The sequence below is a fragment of the Acutalibacter sp. 1XD8-33 genome (assembly GCF_003612555.1).
Lineage (GTDB): Bacteria > Bacillota > Clostridia > Oscillospirales > Acutalibacteraceae > Acutalibacter.
The window spans coordinates 38,685-62,274 of record NZ_RAZF01000006.1; the positions used below are offsets into that span (position 1 = coordinate 38,685).

15 protein-coding genes are annotated in these 23,590 nt (G+C 56.4%); 6 read left to right on the forward strand and 9 right to left on the reverse strand.

Going from position 1 to position 23,590, the window contains the following annotated elements; genetic code table 11:
• Position 1 precedes the first annotated feature (1 nt).
• Positions 2-754, forward strand: coding sequence for a class I SAM-dependent methyltransferase (locus D7X94_RS06495; protein WP_120426917.1), 753 nt, complete (start codon positions 2-4; stop codon positions 752-754).
• Positions 755-896: 142 nt separating this feature from the next.
• On the opposite strand, the gene D7X94_RS06500 is transcribed toward D7X94_RS06495, so the two are convergent.
• From D7X94_RS06500 to D7X94_RS06510, 3 genes are all read right to left on the reverse strand, one after another.
• Positions 897-2,000: a Gfo/Idh/MocA family protein gene (locus D7X94_RS06500; RefSeq protein ID WP_120426918.1), complete on the reverse strand. Its 1,104-nt coding sequence runs from the start codon at positions 1,998-2,000 to the stop codon at positions 897-899.
• A 114-nt stretch (positions 2,001-2,114) separates the two neighbouring features.
• Positions 2,115-2,828 (reverse strand): transposase, encoded by a 714-nt coding sequence (locus tag D7X94_RS06505; RefSeq protein ID WP_120426919.1) that lies wholly within the window; start codon positions 2,826-2,828, stop codon positions 2,115-2,117.
• A 246-nt stretch (positions 2,829-3,074) separates the two neighbouring features.
• Complete coding sequence (locus tag D7X94_RS06510) at positions 3,075-4,601, reverse strand: DUF1538 domain-containing protein (protein ID WP_120426920.1); 1,527 nt, start codon at positions 4,599-4,601, stop codon at positions 3,075-3,077.
• Between the two features lie 364 nt (positions 4,602-4,965).
• On the opposite strand from D7X94_RS06510, the gene glnA reads away from it, so the two are divergent.
• From glnA to D7X94_RS06530, 3 genes are all read left to right on the forward strand, one after another.
• The gene (gene glnA, locus D7X94_RS06520; RefSeq protein WP_120426922.1) at positions 4,966-6,297 is read left to right on the forward strand and encodes a type I glutamate--ammonia ligase; all 1,332 of its coding nucleotides are present in this window, start codon (positions 4,966-4,968) and stop codon (positions 6,295-6,297) included.
• Positions 6,298-6,612: 315 nt separating this feature from the next.
• Positions 6,613-11,154, forward strand: coding sequence for a glutamate synthase large subunit (gene gltB / locus D7X94_RS06525; protein ID WP_120426923.1), 4,542 nt, complete (start codon positions 6,613-6,615; stop codon positions 11,152-11,154).
• Positions 11,155-11,156: 2 nt separating this feature from the next.
• Positions 11,157-12,635 (forward strand): glutamate synthase subunit beta, encoded by a 1,479-nt coding sequence (locus tag D7X94_RS06530; protein ID WP_120426924.1) that lies wholly within the window; start codon positions 11,157-11,159, stop codon positions 12,633-12,635.
• A 222-nt stretch (positions 12,636-12,857) separates the two neighbouring features.
• Here the strand turns inward: D7X94_RS06530 and D7X94_RS06535 are convergent, their stop codons facing one another.
• Positions 12,858-13,484, reverse strand: coding sequence for a D-sedoheptulose-7-phosphate isomerase (locus tag D7X94_RS06535; RefSeq protein ID WP_120426925.1), 627 nt, complete (start codon positions 13,482-13,484; stop codon positions 12,858-12,860).
• Positions 13,469-14,446, reverse strand: a complete 978-nt coding sequence (locus D7X94_RS06540; protein WP_120426926.1) for an ROK family protein — start codon at positions 14,444-14,446, stop codon at positions 13,469-13,471. Before D7X94_RS06540 ends, D7X94_RS06535 begins: the two co-directional genes overlap by 16 nt.
• A gap of 582 nt (positions 14,447-15,028) precedes the next feature.
• On the opposite strand from D7X94_RS06540, the gene D7X94_RS06545 reads away from it, so the two are divergent.
• The gene (locus tag D7X94_RS06545) at positions 15,029-17,503 is read left to right on the forward strand and encodes an alpha-mannosidase (RefSeq protein WP_158590920.1); all 2,475 of its coding nucleotides are present in this window, start codon (positions 15,029-15,031) and stop codon (positions 17,501-17,503) included.
• Positions 17,504-17,542: 39 nt separating this feature from the next.
• Here the strand turns inward: D7X94_RS06545 and D7X94_RS06550 are convergent, their stop codons facing one another.
• Together D7X94_RS06550 and D7X94_RS06555 are read right to left on the reverse strand one after the other, a co-directional pair.
• Positions 17,543-18,490, reverse strand: coding sequence for a CehA/McbA family metallohydrolase (locus D7X94_RS06550; RefSeq protein WP_120426928.1), 948 nt, complete (start codon positions 18,488-18,490; stop codon positions 17,543-17,545).
• 149 nt (positions 18,491-18,639) lie between these two features.
• Positions 18,640-19,899, reverse strand: coding sequence for an MFS transporter (locus tag D7X94_RS06555; RefSeq protein WP_120426929.1), 1,260 nt, complete (start codon positions 19,897-19,899; stop codon positions 18,640-18,642).
• A 615-nt stretch (positions 19,900-20,514) separates the two neighbouring features.
• Between D7X94_RS06555 and D7X94_RS06560 the strand changes: the two genes are divergently transcribed.
• On the forward strand, positions 20,515-21,594 hold the full coding sequence (locus D7X94_RS06560) for a DUF5054 domain-containing protein (protein ID WP_158590921.1): 1,080 nt from the start codon (positions 20,515-20,517) through the stop codon (positions 21,592-21,594).
• Positions 21,595-21,601: 7 nt separating this feature from the next.
• Here the strand turns inward: D7X94_RS06560 and D7X94_RS06565 are convergent, their stop codons facing one another.
• Together D7X94_RS06565 and D7X94_RS06570 are read right to left on the reverse strand one after the other, a co-directional pair.
• Positions 21,602-23,299: a DUF4368 domain-containing protein gene (locus D7X94_RS06565; protein ID WP_442857889.1), complete on the reverse strand. Its 1,698-nt coding sequence runs from the start codon at positions 23,297-23,299 to the stop codon at positions 21,602-21,604.
• 29 nt (positions 23,300-23,328) lie between these two features.
• Positions 23,329-23,577 (reverse strand): hypothetical protein, encoded by a 249-nt coding sequence (locus D7X94_RS06570; RefSeq protein ID WP_120426932.1) that lies wholly within the window; start codon positions 23,575-23,577, stop codon positions 23,329-23,331.
• Between the last annotated feature and the right edge of the window lie 13 nt (positions 23,578-23,590).

The following is a 23,590-nucleotide window of genomic DNA, read 5'->3' on the forward strand; positions in this document are numbered from 1 at the left end:
AATGGACTGGAAATCACAGTGGCAAAGGGAAGAGCGGGAGGCCATGAAGGGCTGGGACTTTTCCCGGCTGGCCGGGCGCTGGCAAGAGGGGTCTCCCCCCTGGGACTACCAGGCCAAGGTAAGGGAGTTCCTTCGCCAGGGGGTGCGCCTGCTGGACCTGGGCACCGGGGGCGGGGAGGTGCTGCTGAGCCTGGGCCATCCCCCGGAGCTCACCTGGGCCACCGAGGGCTGGGAGCCCAACTACCGCCTCTGCCTGAAGCGGCTGGCCCCCATGGGCATCCATGTGGAGAAGTACGACAGCGAGACGGACCCCCGCCTGCCCTTTCCGGACGGGGCCTTTGATCTGGTGATCGACCGCCACGAGAGCTACGACCTCCCGGAGGTGCGCCGGGTTCTGCGCAAGGGGGGCTTTTTCCTCACCCAGCAGGTGGGAGGCATGAACAGCCGCGCCCTGAGCCGCCGTCTGGTGCCGGAGTTCCAGCGAGGGATGCTGGATTTCAACCTGGAAAACGAGGCCCCCAGATTCCAGGCGGCGGGGTTTCGAATTATGCAGCAAAATCAGGCATATTATGAGAATCGGTTTCTGGACGTAGGGGCGTTGTGCTGGTATGCAAAAACGTCTCCCTGGGAGTTCGGAGATTTTTCGGTGGAGGGTTGCTATCCTCAGCTTTTGCGCCTGCAAGAGGAACTGGAGTCTCAGGGCTTCATCCGGGATTTGCAGCACCGGTTCCTGATTGTAGCGAAGAAGCAGTAAAAAGGATATGCGGTAAACGTAGAAAGACGGGCATTTTGCAAATTGCGAAATACCCGTCTTTTCTGGCTGATTTCCGTTTGAAACCGAAAGCTGTGCCTTTCCTGGCGATAGGCCCCACAGGCCAGAATCGAGGAAAACCTGCTTAGATCTCTTCTATGTGAATTTCCACCTCATGACCACACTGGCAGGAGCGGATAATGCCGTCAATAATCGCCTGGTTATAGATGATCTGGCTGGTGGGAACCGGTGCGGGGAGGCCCTGTTCTACCGCGTCAACGAAAGCCCGGCACTTCTGATAGAAGCAGTCAGATTTGTCGCCTCGAGGCGCAGGCAGAGGAATAGGCGTATGGGTAGGCTGGCCGAACTCGTCATGGAATAAGGTGACGTTTCCGCAGCTGCCGTCCCAGGCGCCGCCCCACAGAGACTCCGGATTGGCCGGTTCTACCTTCAGGCCGGCGTCTGTGCCCAGGAAGATCGTGCTGCCGGTGGTGTCCATGTGCATGGCCCAGGACATGCGGAAGTCCAGCGTGACGCCTCCTTCCAGGCGGATAAAGGCTCCGCAGAAGTCGTCTACAGAGAAACGGGCCGCATCCTCAGGTGGGGTGTATTTGGGATTCTTGCCAAAGAAATCATAGCTGACGGCGGAAACGGTCAGGGGCTTGGGGTAGCCCAGCGCGTTGAGCACCATGTCCAGTGAATAGCAGCCGATATCCGCTAAAGCACCCACGCCGGCATAGCGCTTCTCAATAAAAGTGCTGCCGGGGATGCCTCGCCGTCGTCCGCCGCCGGTCTGGATATAATAGACCTGGCCCAGCCGACCGCTCTGCACCACCTCTTTAATCTTCTGCATTCTTGCGTCGTACCGGGGCTGGAAACCAATGGTAAGGACCTTGCCGGTTTTTTTCTCCACCCGGCGCAGCTCCTGGGCGTCGCCCAGGGTGACGGTCATGGGCTTTTCCAGCAGTACATGACAGCCAGCCTCCAAAGCGGCAATAGCGCATTCAGCGTGAGTAGAGTTGTATGTACACACGCTGACCGCGTCCAGCTGCTCTTTTTCCAGCATTTCGGCGGCGGTTTCATAGGCGCGGGCTTCTGGAAACTCCCAGCGGTCCAGGGCCTTTCGGGCCTTGCCGGGGACGATGTCGGCCCCAGCCACGATTTCTACGTCCTCCATCTGCTTGTAGGCACGCACATGGGAATTGGAAATTCCACCGGTGCCGATGATGCCGATTTTAACTTTTTCCATAGCAAAACTGCTCCTTTTCCGGTCAAAATAATATAGAAGTTTTCGGCTTCTGCGGGTTATTATAGCCGGACTAGCAAAGGAAGTCAAGAGGGACAGAAGAATTTTTGATCTAGTTTACGATTCGCTGGGTTCGCCCAGGCCAATAGCCGTGTCGATAGGCAAAGAAGCCACAATGCCTTGAGCCTCGCTGCGCATTCCACACTCCTCTGTGATCGCTTTCATAATGCCCAGCCGGGCCTCTATGGTGGAAATTATCAGAATAATCTCCTTCTCCTCCTGGACCTGGAAGCCCCAGAAACTCATGGCCTCCAGATTATTTCCATCCATCACATGACGGCTGTGGAGCACAGAGCCTCCGCTGGCTCCGGCAGCCCGGGCCGCGTCCATTACTTTTTCGCTGTAGCCCTGATTCACCACCGCGGCGATGAGGGAGTGCTTGCAGTTCAGCATAATGTTCTCTTCCTTTCCATTGGCGCTTTCCCCGCTGACGGTAGGCTGAAGCATCTTAAAAATCACGGTGCTGGCACTGGAAAGCGGCAGGGTAAAGGCTACGCCGCTGCCAGGCATTCCCAAGCCGAGTTGGTCGTGGAGCTTGTGGAGCATTTTGTCTGCCAAAACTTTGGGCATGGCGCTGACCAGCACACCTTTGTCAATGCTTCCCAGCCCCAGAATGTCCATCATTTCGCTGGAGGCCGTGCCCACGGCATGAAGCCTGTACAGCAGGGGCAGGTGGCCATGATGAAACAGCATTTCTGCCTTGTCGGCCAGCTTTTTGGTAGAAATCAGCAGCAGAACGCGAAGGGAATAGGTTTTTTCAGCGGGATTCATCTGTGCGCTCTTTCCTTTCCCGCAAAGCCATTATCCGGCTTTGCGTCAGAGATCAATTCCAACCATCTGGTCATAATAATTATTTGGGAACCTACGCCCATAATTGGCTTTTCCGCTCTCAGGGAGTTTTTCTATGTTAGCTGAGCACACGGAAGCCAAACACATGCCGGGCCCAGGGACGGATAGTGTCCGGCGTGACGTGAAGCGGAGCATTACGTCTTATAGTGGCCTGCTTTTGGGGCCGGATCATTCCATCTCGATTTCTACGATATCGTCGGTTTCCTCAGGCATAATCATAGCAGACTGGGCCTCCTTTTGCAAGCGGGAAAGTTTCCGCTTATACTGGAGCCCCATAATCTGTACGGCGATCAAGGGAGTAAGGGCCACTAAAGCGATGGCCCCGAAAGCGTCTGTCATCACATTGCCGCCCAAGGTCTGGCAGGCTCCCAGGCAGAGGGGAAGCAAAAAAGTGGATGTCATGGGGCCACTGGCCACACCGCCGGAGTCAAAGGCAATGCCCACAAAGATTTTGGGAACAAACCAAGACAGGGCCAGAGCCAGTCCGTATCCCGGAATAATGATATAGTGGATGGGCAGGCCGGTGAGCACCCGCAGCATGGAGAGCCCCACGCTCACGGACACACCCACAGACAGGCAACGGTTCATAGAGGAGGCGGACACTGTGCCGTTGGTGACGGACTGCACCTGATGGTTCAAGATCTGTATGGCGGGTTCGGCCTTGACGATAAAATAGCCGATCAGCACACCGATAGGCACCAGCAGCCATTTTCCGTGGCCAGCGGCCAGTTGGGAGCCCAGCTGGGTTCCCACTGGGGCGAAGCCTACGTTGACCCCGCATAGAAACAGTACCAATCCCAGGGCCGTATAGCCAAAGCCTACGGCAATGCGCAGCTTCTGCCGGTGCTGATAGCGGTGGGTGATCAGATGAAAAGCCAGGCACATCCCTAGAATGGGCACAATGGAGAGGAAAACCTCTTTGGCATAGCGGGGTAGCTCAAAGGCAAAGGCCTGGGCTACGTCCCGCATTGTGTCAACCACGACCAAATCCCCGGCGGCATAGGCGGCTTCTTGAGGATTGAAAAAACAGCCTAAAAGCAGTACTGCCAGAACAGGCCCCACGCTGGACAAGGCCACGAGGCCAAAGCTGTCGCTGGAAGCGTTTTTGTCTCCCCGGACAGAGGAGAGGCCCACGCCCATAGCCATAATAAAGGGAACCGTGATTGGGCCGGTGGTGACGCCGCCGGAGTCAAATGCTACCGGCAGAAAATCTTTTGGCACAAAGAAGGAAAGCGCCAGCAGGCATGCGTAAAGACCTGTGAGAAGAACGGAGAGGCTAACCTTCAGCACGATTCGCACCACTGCCAGAGCCAGAAAGATGCCTACGCCTACCGCAACGGTAACAATCAGCGTAGAGTTGGGGATGGAGGGCACTTGATTGGAAAGCACTTGCAGATCCGGCTCGGCCAAAGTAATTAGCGCGCCCATGAGAAAGCTCACCGGCAGAATGACAATCGCCCGTTTTCGCTTGGCGATTTCCACGCCTACGCCCTCGCCTAATGGACTCATGGCCATTTCGGCGCCCAGCTGAAACATTCCCATGCCCACGATAAGCATGAGCGCGCCCACAAAGAACATCACTACCGTGCCAGTGTCCATGGGCACCAAGAAAACGCTGACAGCTAATACAATAAAAGTGATAGGGAGGACGGCGGAAAGAGACTCCAGAATTTTTTCTTTTAATTTGGGATTCATATCCGCCTCCTTTCGCGAAAAGCAGGGCTGAAATATTTTTACTATGGAAATGTCTTTCTTCTATTTTACCTGAATTAGCTGAAAAAGTAAAGAAGAATTGAGAGATTTTGCAGAACGGGAAATTGCAATGCTATTTTCCTAAATGAATTTTAAAAGCGAGTGGATTTCACAAAATGAGGCTTGCTTGGGGGAAAAAAGGGAGAAAATGCAATAAACTTTAAAGAGCTATGCAAAATCTTCTTGACAATTCAGGAAAAAGCGATATACTGGTACTATAAACAGGTGAGAGCAAAGGCGTTCTACCCCGAGGGGGAGGAGCGCCTTTTTTCTGTAAACGCCGCAGACAAAGAAAGGGGAACTTATTATGGCTTACACCAAAGATGACATCGTCCGCATCGTGAAAGAAGAGGATGTGAAATTTATCCGGATGCAGTTTACGGATATTTTCGGACAGCTGAAGAACGTGGCCATTACCGCGTCGCAGGTGGAAAAAGCTGTCAACAATCAAATCATGATTGACGGTTCGTCCATTGAAGGATTTGTTCGTATCAACGAGTCCGACCAATACCTCTACCCCGACCTGGATAGCTTTGTAATATTTCCATGGAGGCCCCAGCACGGTAAAGTGGCCCGGCTGATCTGCGACGTGTACAACCCGGACGGCACCCCCTTTGTGGGCGACCCCCGGGGCGTACTCCACCGGGCCCTGGAAAAGGCCAAGGCCATGGGCTACGACGAGTTCAACGTGGGCCCGGAGGCGGAGTTCTTTCTGTTCCAGACCGACGAGGACGGCAAGCCTACCACCCAGACCAACGACGAGGCTGGCTACTTCGACCTGGGCCCCCTGGACCACGGGGAGTCCACCCGCCGGGAGATCTGCCTGGCCCTGGAGAATATGGGCTACGAGATCGAGGCCAGCCATCACGAGGTGGCGGTGGGCCAGCATGAGATCGACTTCAAGTACGCCGACGCCCTCCAGTGTGCCGACAAGGTGATGACCTTCAAGCTGGCGGTGAAGGTGCTGGCCCAGAAGAACGGCCTGCACGCCACATTTATGCCCAAGCCCATCTTCGGCATCAACGGCTCCGGGATGCACACCAACATGTCCCTGTTCCGCCAGGGGAGGAACGCGTTCTACGACGAGAGCGACCCCAAGGGCCTCTCCAAGGAGGCCTACGCCTTCATCGCCGGGATTCTGGCCCATATGAAGGGCATGGCCGCCATCACCAACCCTCTGGTGAACTCCTACAAGCGGCTGGTTCCCGGCTACGAGGCCCCCTGTTACATGGCCTGGTCCGCCTCCAACCGCTCCGCCCTGATTCGCATCCCCGCCGCCAGGGGCCAGGCCACCCGCGTGGAGCTGCGCTGCCCGGACCCGGCCTGCAACCCCTACCTGTCTCTGGCGGTGTGCCTTGCCGCCGGGCTGGACGGCATTGAGAAGGGCATGACCCCGCCCCCGGAAATCACGGAGAACATCTTTGCCATGACCCCGGCGGAGCGCACGGCCAGGGGCATCGAGAGCCTGCCGGGCTCTCTGGAGGAGGCTCTCGTGAGCCTCAAGCAGGACCAGCTGGTGCTGGATACCCTGGGGGCCCACGTGGCCGGGCAGTACATCGCCGGAAAAGAGGCCGAGTGGGACGAGTACCGCACCCGGGTGTCCAGCTGGGAGCGGGATAAGTACATGATCAACTACTAGAGCTTTTGGGGATTTTATTTTTAAGTGTTACACGGCCTTCGCCGCAAAGGACGCGGCTACGGCAAGGTCGTGGGACGCTGTCCCACACCCTGCAACCTTTGAAAAGGTTGACGAAACTTTTACACTGGTCAGCTTTGCGCGCCCAATGAACCATTTGCGCGGTCCAGGGGCGTTAGGCCCCTGGTGGGGTTCTTAGGGGCAACGCCCCTAAGCCGCCGGAGGCCTTCCAATACTCAAGAAAGACGGGCATTTCACCGGGAATGTGGAATGCCCATCTCTCGCTATCTGCAAATACAGCCGAAAAGAGGGTTTTCTATGACGAACAATCGGAGCAATCCCCATGCCGCTCCGCTGTATGATCCCCGTTTTGAGCATGACGCCTGCGGGATTGGGGCGGTGGTAGACATCAGGGGTCGGGCCAGCCACCAGACTGTGGACGACGCCCTGAAAATTGTGGAGAAGCTGGAGCACCGCGCAGGAAAGGACGCCGAGGGAAAAACCGGCGATGGCGTGGGTATTCTGCTGCAAATTTCCCATAAATTTTTTGAGAAGGCCACGAAGAGCCTGGGCTTCTCCCTGGGCGGGCCCAGGGACTATGGGGTGGGCATGTTTTTCTTTCCCCAGAATGTCCTGCGGCGAAACCGGGCCAAGAAAATGTTCGAAATCATCGTGGAGAAAGAGGGAATGGAATTCCTGGGGTGGCGCACAGTGCCGGTGGAAACCAGCGCCCTGGGCCACAAGGCGCTGGCGAAAATGCCCTGTATCCAGCAGGCCTTTGTAAAGCGTCCGGAGGGTGTGAAACGGGGGCTGGATTTTGACCGCAGGCTTTACGTGGTCCGCCGGGTATTTGAGCAGTCCAATGACAACAGCTATGTGCCCTCGCTGTCCAGCAGGACAATTGTATATAAAGGGATGTTTTTGGTGGAGCAGCTGCGGCGCTTCTACCTGGATCTGCAAGACCCGGATTACGAATCCGCTATCGCTCTGGTGCACTCCCGCTTTTCCACCAATACCAACCCCTCCTGGGAGCGGGCCCATCCCAACCGATTCATTCTCCATAACGGGGAGATCAACACGATTCGGGGAAACGTGGACCGAATGCTGGCCCGGGAGGAAACCATGCATGCCGCTGTGTGGGAGGACGATATGGACAAGGTGCTTCCGGTGGTGAACGTGGCTGGGTCCGATTCCGCCATGCTGGACAATACCTTGGAATTTCTGGTGATGAGCGGCATGGACCTGCCCTTGGCGGTGATGGTGGCCATTCCAGAGCCCTGGCAGAATAACCAAACCATCACCCGGGCCCGCCGGGATCTGTACCAATATTATGCCGTGATGATGGAGCCTTGGGACGGCCCGGCCTCAATTCTTTTTTCTGACGGCGATCAGGTGGGCGCGGTACTGGACCGCAGCGGCCTGCGGCCTTCCCGATACTATATCACCGATGATGGTCGACTGATCCTTGCCTCTGAGGTAGGGGTGCTGGACATTTCCCCGGAGCATATTATAAAAAAATCCCGGCTGGAGCCAGGGAAAATGCTGCTGATAGACACGGTTCAGGGGCGGATCCTGGATGATGAAGAAATCAAAGAAGCCTATGCCGCCCGGAACCCTTATGGCGAGTGGCTGGACCGAAACCTGGTGCGCCTGCGGGATCTACCCATTCCCAACAAGCGGGTGGAGGGGTATGGGCCCGGTGAGATCGCCCGGCTGCAAAAGGCTTTCGGCTATACTTATGAGGACGTGAAATCCGCCATCCTGCCCATGGCCTTGACCGGGGCGGAGAGCACGGCTTCCATGGGCGTGGATGTTCCTCTGGCAGTGCTTTCGGGGCATAACCAGCCTTTGTTCAATTACTTCAAGCAGATGTTTGCCCAGGTAACAAATCCGCCCATTGACGCCATTCGAGAAGAGATTGTCACAGACACGACGGTGTATATTGGGGATGACGGGAATCTCCTGGAAGAGCAGGGGGAGAACTGCCGGGTGCTCCAGGTGGGAAATCCCATTCTCACCTCTGTGGACTTGATGAAGATCCGCGCCATGAATCGACCGGGCTTTCGAGTGGAGACAGTATCCATCCTGTACTATAAGAATACGCCCTTGAAGCGGGCTCTGGACCAGATGCTCATCGCCGGGGACCGGGCCTACCGGAGCGGGGCCAATATTATCATTCTCTCGGACAAAGGCGTGGACGAGAACCATGTGGCGATTCCCTCTCTGCTGGCGGTATCCGCCATGGAGCAGCATCTGGTGCGGACGAAAAAGCGCACGGCGGTTTCCGTAATTCTGGAGTCCGCCGAGCCCCGGGACGTGCACCATTTCGCCACCCTTTTGGGCTATGGGGCCCGGGCCATCAACCCTTATCTGGCCCAGGCCACCATCGAGTCTCTCATCAGCCAGGGACTTTTGGATAAGGATCCCCATGCCGCAATAGACGACTACAATTCCGCCATCCTCCATGGCATTGTGAAGATCGCCTCCAAAATGGGCATTTCTACCGTGCAGTCCTACCAGTCTGCCCAGATTTTTGAGGCGGTGGGCATTGACAGAGCAGTGATCGACGAGTACTTCACCAACACCGTCTCCCGGGTGGGGGGTATCGGTCTAAAGCAAATCGAGGAGCTGGTAGACAGCAGCCATTCTCGGGCCTTCGATCCCCTGGGACTTGCTGCGGACGAAACCCTGGATTCTGTTGGAATGCACAAGGCCCGGGCGGGACAGGAGGATCACCTTTACAATCCCCAGACCATCCACCTGCTTCAGGAATCCACCCGCCGGGGGGATTACGCCCTCTTCAAGGAGTACACCGCCCTGGTGGACGACGAGACCCGGCCCCACACCCTGCGGGGGCTGCTGGAGATGCGCTACGCTGAGACGCCTCTGCCTCTCGATGAGGTGGAAAGCGTGGATTCCATTGTGAAGCGCTTTAAAACCGGGGCCATGAGCTACGGCTCGATTTCAGAGGAGGCCCACGAGTGCCTGGCAAAAGCCATGAATCGATTGGGAGGAAAGTCCAATTCGGGAGAGGGAGGCGAACGGCCCGAGCGGCTGAAATCCGACGCCTGTTCCGCCATCAAGCAGGTGGCTTCCGGAAGATTTGGCGTTACCAGCGAATATCTGACCTCCGCACAGGAAATCCAGATCAAAATGGCGCAAGGCGCCAAGCCAGGCGAGGGAGGGCATCTGCCGGGGAAAAAGGTATACCCCTGGATTGCCCAAACCCGCTACTCCACTCCGGGCGTCTCCCTGATCTCCCCGCCGCCCCATCACGATATCTATTCCATCGAGGATCTGGCCCAGCTGATCTACGACTTGAAAAACGCCAACCGGCGCGCCAGGATTTCCGTAAAGCTGGTGAGCGAGGCGGGGGTAGGCACCATCGCGGCGGGTGTGGCCAAGGCCGGAGCCCAGGTGGTGCTAATTTCCGGCTATGACGGCGGTACTGGCGCCGCGCCCCGCACCTCTATCCATCACGCGGGTCTGCCCTGGGAGCTGGGACTGGCGGAAGCTCATCAGACCTTGATTCAGAACGAGCTGCGTTCCCGGGTGGCGCTGGAAGCTGACGGCAAACTCATGAGCGGCCGGGACGTAGCCATAGCCTGTATGCTGGGGGCAGAGGAATTCGGATTTGCCACGGCTCCCCTGGTCACCATGGGCTGCGTGATGATGCGGGTGTGCAACCTGGATACCTGCCCGGTGGGAATTGCCACCCAGAATCCGGAGCTGCGCAAACGATTTCGGGGCAAGCCGGAATATGTGATGAACTTTATGCGTTTTATCGCCCAGGAGCTGCGGGAGCATATGGCGAAGCTGGGCGTGCGCACTGTGGAAGAGCTGGTGGGTCGTACTGATCTTTTAGAGATGCGGGAGCACGCGGTAAACGCGCGGGACGCGCTGGTGGATTTGTCTGCCATTTTGGAGAATCCCTATGCGGGCGAGGAATGCAAAAGGCATTTCGACCCCCAGGATGCCTATGATTTCCAACTGGAAAGGACCGCGGATTTGCGGACATTGGAGAAAGAGCTGGAATCCGCCCTGGAAAAGGGAGAGAAGGCGGAGCTCCATCTGCGAATTACATCTACAGACCGGAGCTTAGGAACCATTTTGGGCTCGGATATCACCCGCCTTCATGGAAGCACACTGCCGGAGGACACCTTTACGGTGAAATGCGCCGGCGGCGGGGGGCAGTCCTTCGGAGCGTTTATTCCCAAGGGGCTCACCCTGGAACTGGAGGGCGACGCCAACGACTATTTTGGCAAAGGCCTTTCCGGCGGGAAATTAGTGGTATATCCGCCGAAGGACTCTCTCTTTCCGGCGGAAGAAAATATCATCATCGGCAACGTAGCCCTTTATGGAGCCACTTCTGGCAGGGCTTTTATCAATGGTATGGCGGGAGAACGGTTTGCCGTACGGAATTCTGGGGCGGTTGCCGTGGTGGAAGGCGTGGGCGGCCACGGCTGTGAGTATATGACCGGAGGCCGGGTAGTGGTTCTGGGGCCCATCGGACATAATTTTGCCGCAGGCATGAGCGGGGGTGTAGCCTATGTGTGGGATGAAAACAGAGACCTCTATCTAAGGGTGAATAAAGCTTTGGTAGCTATAGAGCCTGTAGCTGAAAAGCATGATATGGAAGAGCTGCGGGATCTGATTGCCCAGCACTTTAGCACGACAGGATCTCCCAGAGCGGGGAAAATACTGGCGGACTTCTCCGCTAACGTCCGGCATTTCAAGAAGATCCTGCCCTATGACTATGACCGGATGCTGCGTACGGCCGCCCAGTTTGAGGAGCGTGGCATGAGCCGCGTTGAGGCGGAAGAAGAGGCGTTCTACGCCATCACAAAAGGAGGGATTTGATCATGGGAAAGCCCACCGGATTTTTGGAGTATGTCCGCAGGGGAAACCCGGCGCAGGCCCCGGCGGATCGGGTAAAGCACTGGAAGGAGTTCCACCCGCCGCTGCCCCAGGAGGAGCGCCGCCGCCAGGGCGGTCGGTGCATGGAGTGCGGCGTGCCTTTCTGTCAGTCCGGCGTACAGTTGGCGGGCATGTTCACCGGGTGCCCTCTCCACAATTTAATTCCAGAGTGGAATGATCTGATCTATACAGGCAGTCTGGATCTAGCCTATGAACGCCTGCGAAAGACCAACAATTTTCCGGAGTTCACAGGGCGGGTGTGCCCGGCGCTGTGTGAAGCGGCCTGCACCTGTGGTTTACACGGAGATCCGGTGACGGTTCGGGAAAACGAACTGGGCGTGGCAGAGGATGCCTGGGAGCGGGGTAGAATGATGCCCCGGCCGCCTCAAGTCCACACAGGAAAGCGGGTAGCGGTTGTGGGGTCTGGCCCGGCCGGACTTGCCGCAGCCGATCAGCTGAACCGCCGGGGGCACAGCGTCACGGTGTTTGAACGGGATGACCGCCCCGGTGGGCTCCTCATGTACGGTATTCCCAATATGAAGCTGGAAAAGGAAGTCGTGAGCCGCCGGATAAACCTGATGACGGAGGAGGGGGTGGAATTTCACACGGGCGTGGATGTGGGCAGGACCATGGACGCCAAGGAGCTGCTGGAGAGCTTTGACGCTATCGTTCTTTGCTGTGGGGCCAGGCAGCCTCGGGATCTTGACGTGGCCAACCGAGAGGCCGAGGGAGTGTATTTCGCGGTGGAGTACCTCTCCGCCGTGACCCGCAACCTGCTGGACTCCGGCCTCAAGGACGACAGATGTCCCAGCGCCAAAGGCAAGCGCGTGGTGGTTGTTGGCGGAGGGGATACCGGTAATGATTGTGTGGGCACGGCCATTCGTCAGGGATGCAGGTCTGTGGTCCAGCTGGAAATGATGCCCAAGCCGCCGGACAGGAGAGGAGAGGACAATCCCTGGCCCCAGTGGCCTAGGATCTCCAAAACCGATTACGGCCAGGAAGAGGCGGCTGCCCTGTTTGGTCAGGATCCCCGGCAATATCAAACCACTGTGAAAGAGCTGAAAACGGACGCCGAAGGCCGTCTGAGGTCGGCGATTACCGTCAAAATGAAAGTGAAAATGGAAAATGGCCGTGTGGCGGTAAGCGAAATTGCCGGAACAGAAGAAGAGCTGCCCTGCGAGATGCTGCTGATTGCGGCAGGATTCTTGGGATGCGAGGACTATGTGCCCCAAGCCTTTGGCGTGGAAACCAGCGCCCGCTCTGTGGTAGATACTGTTTCCGGGAGCTATGCCACCAAGGTGGAGAAGGTGTTCGCCGCAGGCGATATGCGCCGGGGCCAGTCCTTGGTGGTGTGGGGAATTGCCGAAGGCCGGGGTGTAGCCCGCCAGGTGGACGAATATCTCATGGGATATACCAACTTGTAGGGAAGTGCTCATTCCAAAAGGAAAGGCGCCTTAGAGTGCAGACTCGAAGGCGCCTTTTGTCCGTCCTAAAGCACTTGTCCAGAGCTGCGCAAACGCCGGGCCGCCCCAACGCGGCATGACGTGTGCTGAGCGTGTCAGGGCCGTACCCCCAGAATAAATCCCCTGGTTCTGCCAGAAGAATTTTCGGGGCAAGGGCAAATATACACCCGAAGGATGGAATTCTCAACTTCTAAAAAAGTGCGCTTCAACTTCCGCGCACAGATAATGGTATACGGGCAGATGGAGCTCCTGGATCAGGAAAGTTTCCGTTTGGGGCACACAGATGCAGAGATCCGCCAGCGCCTTCAGACGGCCGCCGTTTTGCCCGGTAAGGCCAAGAACCGTCAGCCCCAGGCCTTTGGCTACTTGAACAGCGGCGGCAACATTTTTGGAATTGCCGGAGGTGCTGATACCCACTAAGATGTCCTCCGGCCGTCCCAGACCCATCACCGCCTGAGCATAGACCAGACTTGGATCCACATCGTTGCTGAAAGCGCTGTTCAGAGCCGGAAAGCCGGACAGAGAGACGGCGGGCAACCCGCCCTGCAGTTTGTCCAGAAAGGCTTCCTCAAGAGAAGGGCAGCGGGTTTTCATCGCTTCTCTTTGAGAGGAAGAGAGGGGGCGCTTCCTCAAAAATCCTTTCATCAGCTCTCCCACAATATGGTCCCCGTCCGCGCAGCTTCCCCCATTTCCGCAGACCAGCAGTTTGCCGCCCCGTTCATAGCAGCGGGTCCAGGCCTCGGCTGCCAGGCCGATTTCTTTTTCGCAGGCTTTCAGGGCCGGATAGCGGCGGATTAAATCCTGTAGCATTCGTCTTTTCCTCCTTTTGAGAACAGCGCCACAGCAATGGCGGCATAGTCCCCGATTTCCTCTCCCAATGCAGCGCCGCGCACGCGGCAGCACGCCGCAGCGGCGCTCAGCGCCTCCCCCTGGATGGCCTGCTCCATGGCCGGGCGGAGCAAGTCCTCGCAGCGGGTGAAAATTCCGCCCAGGACAATCCGTTCTGGGTTTATCAGGTCGATCAATATGGAAAGGCCCCTGCCCAGATATTCGCCGCAGACCGCATAGACTCTTTGGGCGGTTCTGTCTCCCTGTCGGGCGGCATCCGCGATGGTTTTGGCGGTGATTTCGTGCTTTGACGTGCCCTCGGGAAAATAAGCAGGCCGGGTTCCCTGCTGCACCTGCTCCAGAGCCAGGGTGTATCCTAGCTGGGCCAACCCGCCGCCGCTGCAAAATCCCTCGAAGGACCCGGCCTTTCCATAGCCTGAAGGGCCGAAGCGTTCCAGGCGGATATGCCCGCATTCCCCGGCATTGTCATTGGCTCCCGCGTAAAGCCTGCCGTCCAGGACCAGGCCTGCCCCCAGTCCGGTGCCAAAGGTGAGAAAAATCATGTTTTTAGAGCCTTTTCCCGCGCCAAATTTCCATTCCGCCAGGGCGCAGGCATTGGCGTCGTTTTGCAGATAGGCAGGGGAGGCGAAACGGGCGCTGGCCAGCCGGACAATGTCCACCCGGTCCCAGCCGGGAAGATTAGGGGGGCCTAAAATGACGCCCTTCTGGGAGTCTAAGGGTCCGCCGCAGGAGATTCCGATGGCTTCTGGCTGTTCCCCGGCAATCTCTTCCCCCAGGTCCATCAGCCGGCGTATCATCTTCTCTGGCCCGCAGGCGAGATCGGTCGGAATTTTCCGTTTGTCCTGGATGTGGATGGTTTCCCCATCCCACCGGGCGGCAATGGCTGCGCATTTGGTCCCGCCAATATCAAATCCTAAGAGCATTGCTAAGCCCCCTCACAAAATTTTTTACCTTTTGAAAAGAAGTATAAGATGTTGCTTTCGGTAAGTCCCAGAAATATTTCCCGCCCTTCGCTCCTCTCATCGCGCATGACGTCAATATAGACACTCGCGCGGCTTGACCATCTTTCCGTATTGCAGACTTTGCTTTGCGAAGCCTTAGAAGCTGTACCGATAGGATTTGCGTTAACTATACTTTCTGAGAGACAAGTGGCTGCGCACACGATCTCTCAAAAAGTATACGATTTTCGAGCAAATACAGTTAGGAGCAGCAATATGGCGATTGGCCAGTTTTCACAACGCCGCTTCCCGGCTGAATTTGCCGGAAAGGGGAATACAAACGCCTATTGGTACAGCTTCTTAACTCTCTTCAAAAGGTGGCAGGGCGTGGGACGGAGGCCGAAACGTGCTCCCCCAATATTTTTTAATTATATTCCGCTGAGAGCGTGAAAGCAATGGGGGTCAAGAAAAAACTCCGCGGAATCTCGGGTAATTTTTCCCAAAGCCTTGATTTTCTTTCCCTATATAGTATAATGCCAATCAAGAACCAGAAAGGACTTGATGGATATGAAAAAGAAAACCCGGCTCTTTCTTGTTGGAAACGCTCATCTGGACTCTGTGTGGCAATGGCGCTGGCAAGAGGGCAGCGCGGAAGCCAAGGCAACCATCCGGTCGGCCTTGGACCGCATGAAGGAGTTCCCAGAGTTCCGCTTTGTGTGCTCCTCGGCCTCGGTGTTCCAATGGGTGCAGGAATTTGCGCCGGATATGTTCCAAGAGGTCCGCCAGCGGGTGAAGGAAGGACGGCTGATTGTGGTAGGAGGCTGGCAGGTTCAGCCCGACTGTAACCTCCCCTCTGGCGAGGCTTTTGCCCGGCAGTCTCTCTACGCCCAGCGGTATTTTCAAGAGCAGCTGGGGGTTACCGCGAAAGCAGGCTATTGCGTGGACAGCTTCGGTCACAACGGAATGCTTCCCCAAATCCTGCGCAAAAGTGGAATGGATTCCTATGTGTTCATGCGTCCCGCGCCCCACGAAAAGTCAATGGACAGCGACCTGTTCCGCTGGGTTTCTCCCGATGGTTCTGCTGTTACTACCTACCGGATTCCGGACCCCTACTGCTTCAACTTCCAAAGTGAGGAAGAGCTTCAGGTACGGCTGGACTATCTGGAAGAGCACACCGCGGCGGACACCGAGCTTCTTCCCTTCTTCTATGGCGTGGGAAACCACGGGGGAGGCCCCACTATCCGCAACCTGGAGGTGTTGGAAGCGTACCAGAAGGCACATCCCGAGCTGGAAATGATATATTCCGATCTATCGGATTTTTTCCGGGAACTGGAGAGCTCTTGCAGGGAGATTCCAGAATATCGCGGCGATTTGCAGCATCACGCCAGCGGATGTTATTCTACGGTTCCCCAGATGAAAAACGGAATCCGCCGCAGCGAGTGTGAGCTTTTAGCGGCGGAACGGTATGCGGTATTGGCGGGAAAGCTCTGTAGAAAGCCTGCCAAGACAGAGCGTTTTCGGGAGGCTTGGAAAACCGTTGGCTTCCTCCATTTTCATGATCTGATGGGGGGCTGCTCTATTCGAGAGGTGTATGATGACGCGGCCTATCAGTATGGCATGGCTTTGCATACCGCCGCTGTGGAGGAGAACAACGCCCTGCAAAGCATTTCCTGGGCCATTGATACTTCCCAGCCCTCCAAAGGGCTCCCCGTGGTAGTGTTCAACCCTAACGGTTTTCCGGTTACCGAGAGCATAGCGGTCAACATGCAGAGCAAAGGCGTAACGGACAGCGCGGGAAACAGCGTCCTCTCCCAGCTGGTTCATTCCACTGCGGCAGAGTGCTACTGGCGCAGGGACACCTTGTTCCAGGCGCAAATTCCCGCTTTGGGCTATGGAGTATACTATCTGCAAAATCCCATCCGCACCGCAAACCCGGAGGATTATCAGAAAAACCAGCCGAAGCCGGCAGGCGGAGCGGTGACCGCTGTGGAGTTTGCCGGGGTGCGCACTGCCAACGAGCGCCGGGGTACAGTGCTGGAAAATCAAGTTTACCGGGTGGAATTCGACCTGCACAGCGGCTATATCGTCTCCTTCTTGGATAAGGAAACCCAGAAAGAACTAATCTCCGGTCCCGCCGCTGTTCCTGTGGTGATCGACGAATACTACCACGACACTTGGAGCCATGGGAAGAACTTCTTCTCTGAGGAGATGGCCCGGTTTGGGGACGCCCAGGTGGAGGCGGTAGAGTTCGGCCCAATTCGGGCTACGGTGAAAGTGGTAAGCCAGTACAACCGCTCTGCCTTGGTCCAGTATTTCTCTCTGGAATCTGGCTGCGGCAGGCTGAAAATCCGCGCTTGGGTGGACTGGCAGGAGCGACATAAAATGCTGAAACTGATCTGGCCCATGAAGGTGGACAAGCCGGAAGCCGTCTATGAGATTCCCTTCGGAGTCATCCGCCGCCCGGCGGACGGGGAGGAGGAGCCCGGCCAGACCTGGACCGCCGTGGTAGGCGGCGGGGAGGGGTTCGCTCTGCTGAACAATAATACCTATAGCTCTAGCGTGAAAGAGAGCACCCTCTGCCAGACGGTGGTGCGCAGCCCCATCTTTGGCGACCATGGCGGCCCAAGGACAGGTGAAAGCGAATTTACGGGCCAGGGCCGGTTTGAGTTCGCCAGTGAGCTTATGCCAGTCCGGGATGGAAACTGGGCTCCGGTGATTCAGGCGGCCCGGCAGCTGAACAAGCCGGTTTCCCAGATTATAGAAAGCTGGCATCCGGGAACTCTGCCAGACGCCAGCTATGCGGGAATTCAAATTGATCAAGAGAACGTCATGCTTTCCGCCCTGAAACCAAGCGAGGACGGGAAGGGACTGGTGATCCGTCTCTACGAGACGAACGGCGTGGAGACAGATGTCCGGGTTTCCGGCGGGCTGCTTCCTGTGGCCTTAAAAGCCAGGTTCACGCCCTATTCTGTAAACACCTACTATCTGGCGGAGGGAAGCGGGTCCTGGAAAGAGGTTCTGCTCACCGAGTATGACCTTTAGGATCCGAATTAACCGGCATTTTCCGGTTAAAAACGGACTCTAGTCCAGAAAATAGGCGTTGGTGCCGGCATAGAGGCCCTTCTGATCCCGGACCTCTATCCGGACCCAGCCTTCCCGGCCGGTGAGGGGGAATTCTCCGTGGGTGAGGGCCTTGCTGGGTTCCGCCAGTTTTTTATAGCAGTCCCGGCCCTCCTGAATCACGTAGATCTTTTCCACCGGGGAAGTGTCCACTGAAAGAGTTCCATCACAAACGCGGACGTCCTTCAGCTCAGGCCCCATGGACCAGTAGAACCTTCCGGCTTTCAGCGCGCTCATAACGGCGGGATAGGTAAGGCTTTCGGCGGCAATCTGGATGAAGCCCCCAAAAGAATCGTTTTCCGCCGTGCCAATGGGAGAGTGATCGTGGTTGTCATCAGTGGAAAGGGCGAAAAGCCGCTGTCCGGCCCGGAGCATCTCGTCATAGGATTGGGGGTGGAAGCCGTAGAGGCCGTCCAGTTCACAGCCGTGATTGTAGATTTCCATGGCAAACAGCCCTTGAAGGCCCTTATAGTCCTCATAGTTTTGCAGCGACCAATAGGGGTGATTGTAACACACCAGAAACCCCAACGCATTCATCCGGGCGATATATCGGTTCATAGCGGCCGCGTCCTCATAAGAAAAGGAGGGAAGCAGGTCCAGGCCTTCCCGGCTTTGGGTGGGGTCCGTATCGAACAGATTGAGGTGGTAGGTTTTCAGCCGGGGCCAGTCCGTACCGGATTGGGTAAGATCCACCTCCAGCGCGGCCAGGGAGAGGAAATTCTCATCGTCCAGCTCTTTGTGCCAGGCGTAGTGCCGGTGGTCAGTAAAGGCCACAATGGAATATCCCTGGCCCTGGTAGGCCTTCTTGGTTTGCTCTGGGGTAAGCTCCCCGTCAGAAAGGGTAGTGTGGCAGTGGAGATTGGCCTTGTAATAGCCGGTCTCCGGCAGCAGGATTTGATCTTTTTGCATGTTTGTTCCTCCTAGCTAATAATAGTATGTTTTAGAGTCTGTTTGAAAACCGGGCCGGATTTTGACCAAGGGCGATACCACATAAAGGCTGTGCGCAAGTGGTCCAAGGTTTTCGGAGGTTTAAAACAGGCTTTAGGGCTCTATTGACTTTACTCTTCCCGCTGGAACTGTTTCCAGGGAGTCGCCCACAGCAGACAGACCGCCATGCCTGCCAGCGAAATTACAGGCCAGGAGGCAATGACTGTTCTCCAGCCGGACAGCTCTGCTGCGGCGGCGAAGCCATAAGTGGACAGAGCGCTGCCCACATAACTGAAGGTGTTCAGCAGCCCGGAAAACAAGGAGACGCGGCCGAACCGCTGAAAATGCGCGGGAAGCACGCAAATTAGGATGAGGTTGACTCCGTGCATGCAGCCGGTGAGCAGCGCGCATAGTCCTACGGAAAGGGCAAAATGGGAACTTGGGAACAGGAACAGCAGCAGCCCAAACAGCGCTCCTGAGCCAAACAGCACTCCCGCGCAGACCAGGGGATTGTGAAGCCATTTCCGGTGGAGAAGGGACGCGGCCTGCACGGCAGCCAGACTCATTAGTGGCAAAGCCGCGCCGGAAAGGATGGAGAAGCTGCTGCCCAATTGATAAGTCTGGTTGATATAGACCGGCGTCCAGGTAGTGATGCCGTCCCGGAGGATGCCTTGTAGAATAATGGTGAGAAAAATAAACCATACCATTGGCAGTTGAAGAAGGGGGGTACTCCCTTTGGATGAGGAGAAGGTTCGCTTTTGGGGGGAATCCGGGATCATCGGACACCTGATCCATAAGACCCCAACAATGACCGCCGCGCAGAGAGCCGCTCCCAAGAACACGCTCTCCGCCCCCCAGAGGGAGATCAGGACAGGGGCTCCAAGATACAGGGCGATATTTCCCATTGAACCACCCCAGGTAACCGCCACAACAGCCTTTTCATAGAGTTCCCCGGCAAAGAGATAAGCCATCAGCCGCACAAGGGGAGGCCACAAAAAGGCCTGGGCCATTCCATTTATGCACCAGAAGACAAGCATAAGCCAGGGCGCGCGGCAGAAAATCATGCTAAGATTCATCAGCGCGGTAACGGTTAAGCCCATCAGAATCAGCTTTTTGGGTTGGAAGCGGTCGCCTAGATACCCGCTGGCCAGTTGGCCGCTCCCATAGGCGATCAGACTGCCGGTAGCGGTCAGGGCCAGGGTGGACTGAGCCAATCCGGTTTGCCGAACCAGTTCGGCAATGACCACGTTATAGCTGTTGCGTGTGATATAACTTACAAAATATACGGCGGACAAGAGCAGAATAGCCGGGCCTTCCGGTGGGAATCTTTTCTTCATGGCGATATGCGCTTTCTGTGGTTTCAGAAGCTGTACCGATAGGATTTGTGTCATAGTAAACACACTTGAAAATCGGTATATACCGATTTTCAAGTTAGGCGGCACAGCGGTTGCTCGCCGCCTGGTTCAAAAGAGGTATACCTCTTTTGAACTGCGTTAACTATACTTTCTGAGAGACAAGTGGCTGCGCACACGATCTCTCAAAAAGTATACGATTTTCGAGCAAATACAGTTAGGAGCAGCAATGTGGCAATTACCAAGTTTTCACAACGCCGCTTCCCAGCTGAATTTGTCGGAAAGGGGAATATAAACGCCGATTGGTACGGCTTCTTATGTTTTTGTCTCTCATTATAGGAGCTGCCTATGCCCCTGTCAAGGCCTGGAGGCAGATCCTTTTGGAATTAGTAAATAATTTTTAAAAAAGTCTTTCCTTTTCAAATCCCGTTGTGCTATAATGGGCACGACATGTGGCTTGTGCGTAGAGAAAACTGATGTGCGCTGCGCTCCGCGAGTCGCGAACGCGTGCTTTTTCTTCGCCGGAAAAGTGCGGAGAAAACGGCTTTATGCCGTATCGTGCGCGGCCACATTGGGCATTTTCCAGCCGAAAGGCAGATGGAAACCACCAGCCTAAGCCCTGTTACTCTGAAAATAATTTTGGGAGAAAATCGTATGGACATCAAAAAAGTTTTTGTGATTCACAAGACTCATTTGGACATCGGCTTCACCGATTCCGCCGAGGCGGTGCTCCACCGCTACATGGAGACCTTCATTCCCGGGGCCATCGCAACCGCCCGGGAGTGCAACAAGGACGGCAAAAAGAACTTCGTCTGGACAGTGGGCTCCTACCTCATCGAGCTGTATCTGGAGAAGGGGCAGAATCCCCAGCTACTGGAAGAGGCCATCCAAGACGGTATCATCGCCTGGCACGGGCTGCCCCTCACCACCCATACCGAGCTCATGGACGGCAAGCTCTTCCAGTACGGCCTGAGCATTTCCCAGCGGCTGGACCAGCGCTTCGGCCGGCACACCATCGCCGCCAAAATGACCGATGTGCCCAGCCACACCCACGCCATGGTGCCCTATCTGGCCAAGGCCGGGATCAAATACCTTCACATCGGCATCAACGGCTCCTCCAAGATGGTGCAGCTGCCGCCCCTGTGCCGCCTGCGCTATGGAGAGGACGAGGTCATTTTGGACTACGCTGCCCTTTACGGCGCTTCCAGTGTGTGCGGGGAGTATGCCATGGAGTTTGCCCACACCCCAGACAACAGCGGCCCGCCCTCCCCGGAGAGCGTGGCGGCGGAGATGGCTCGCCTGAGAGAGAAGTACCCCGGCGCGGAGATTGTCTCCGGCACTATGGACGAGTTTGCCGAGATTGTTCTGGCCCACAAGGACGAATTGCCCGTGGTCACCGAGGAACTGGGAGACACCTGGATCCACGGCGTCTCCACCGATCCCTATAAAGTGGCGGCCTATCTGGAACTGCTACGTCTGCGGGACCAGTGGGAGGTCCAGGATCCGGACGCGGTGGATTCCCCAGCCTGGCGGGAGTTCTGCCGGAACCTGATGCTGGTGGCCGAGCACTCCTGGGGCCGGGACGTGAAGCGCTGGCTCTCCGACTGGCGGAACTGGGAGAAGAAGGACTTCTACGCCGCCCGAGAGCGGGACCACATCACAGCGGAGGACGTGATGCCCGCCGGAGAAGGCTTAATAGTGACAAGTAACTATTTGCCGCAGAGGGCGGCGTGACCGAGCGTCACGCCGTCTTTCTGCGTCCATAGGTAGTTTTCGTTATAACAGGTTCGCTGATTTCCGGTACTTCTACTTCCTCCAGGAAGTTGAAAACGATTTTGACCTTCTGTGTCCGTTTGCCGCTGGACTTGTCCGGGGCGTAGACGATAATCTGCTTGATAAACTCGTTTACGATGGTCGGCGTCAGCTCCGGGATGTCCACATACTTCTCCATCAGGGCGAGGAACTGGTCAACATTGTCCTCCATTTCCTCACGGGTCGCAACCCAGTCCTCAAGACCGATGACCTCGTTGCCCAGCGCCGCCTGCTCCGCCTCGTAACCCTCCAGCATCTTCTGGTAACGCTCCTGGCTCAGATTGCCAAGTACCATATCCTCATAGATACGGGTGATGAGTTTGTCGATGTCCGCCAGACGCTTCTTCGCTTTCTCCAGCCGCCGCTTGTCCTCCCGGATGGACTTCTCCTGTTCCTCCCTCCGGCACATCAGCCAGTCCTCCTGAAAGCCCTCCACATCGGCCCGGATATAGTCCGTCACGGCCCGAATGCGTTCCAGCACAACCTCCCGCAGAACATCCTCCCGGATATAGTGCGCCGAACAGGTTCCCCGACCGCTTTTGTACTTGGCACAGACGTAGTGGTCCTGCCTACCCTCAAAGTTCTTACAGGTGGCGAAGTGGAGTTTGCTCCCGCAGTCGGCGCAGACCACCAAGCCAGAGAACAGTCCCTGCCGCTCCGCCTTGGTCATGCGGCGTTTGTGCCGACGAAGCTCCTGCACTCTGTCCCACTGTTCTTTCGGCACAATGGCCTCCTGGGTATCCGGCAGGATAAACATATCCTCCAGGGCGTTGGGAATGCGCTTCTTGAGCTTGTAGGACTTGGAGTGGGTTTTGAAATTACAGGTGCAGCCGGTATACTCCATCCGTTCCAGGATGTTGACCACGGACTGCTCAATCCAGTGGCAGGGGCGTTCCGGCAGGGGCTTTCCCTTCTGCTGAGCATAGAGGGCCTTGACTGTCAACACCTCGTCTGCCTCCAAGATACGGGCAATCCGGGATGGGCCTACTCCGGCGATGGTCAGGTCAAAAATACGTTTGACTATCGGGGCAGCATCCTCGTCCAATATCCAGTGATTTTTGTCTTGCGGGTCGGCGCGGTAGCCGTAGGGCGGACCACCCAAATGCTTGCCGCTGGTTCCTTTGGCTTTCATAACGGCACGAACCTTTTTGCTGGTATCTTTGGCATAAAAATCGTTAAAAACATTGCGAATTACGGTGAAATCGTTATCTCCTTTGGCACTGTCCACCGCATCGTTAACGGCGATGAACCGCACATCATAGCTCGGAAAGACGATTTCCGTAAACCTGCCGACCTGCAAGTAGTCTCTGCCGAATCTGCTCATGTCCTTAACAATCCAAGTGCCGACCAAGCCCTGTTCCACCAAGGCAAGCCCCTCCTGGACCCCAGGGCGGTTGAAGTTCGTCCCGGTGTACCCGTCATCTACCAGCACCTTAGTGTTCGTGAAGCCATGGGAAGCGGCGTAGCTGGTGAGAATGCTTCTCTGATTCGCAATCGAATTTGACTCCCCATCCACCAAATCCTCGTTGCTCAAACGGCAGTACAAAATCGTGATTTTATGCTGATCCACGTTGTCTTCTCCTTTCTTCTGTGGGTCAGCTGACAGTACCGTAGTGCATGGCTCCATTGTAACATGATCCAACTGCTTTGTCGACATCAAACCGCCCCCTTATCCGAAAAAATCAGGCGGCGCATCATGCTGGGGAGCGGCTCGTCCCCGCCGCACTCCGTCTCGATAACATACCAGGTGTTGCCGATTTTGCGGGTCACCTTGCAGGAGAAGGGATTCCGCAGGCCGCGCTCTTTGTACCAGTCCTCAATAAAATCGGCGGGCGCATCGAACATCGGCTCATAGCAGGCGCACAGGTCAATGGGTTCATACACATAGCTTTCAAAATTGTTCAATCAAGTACCTCCA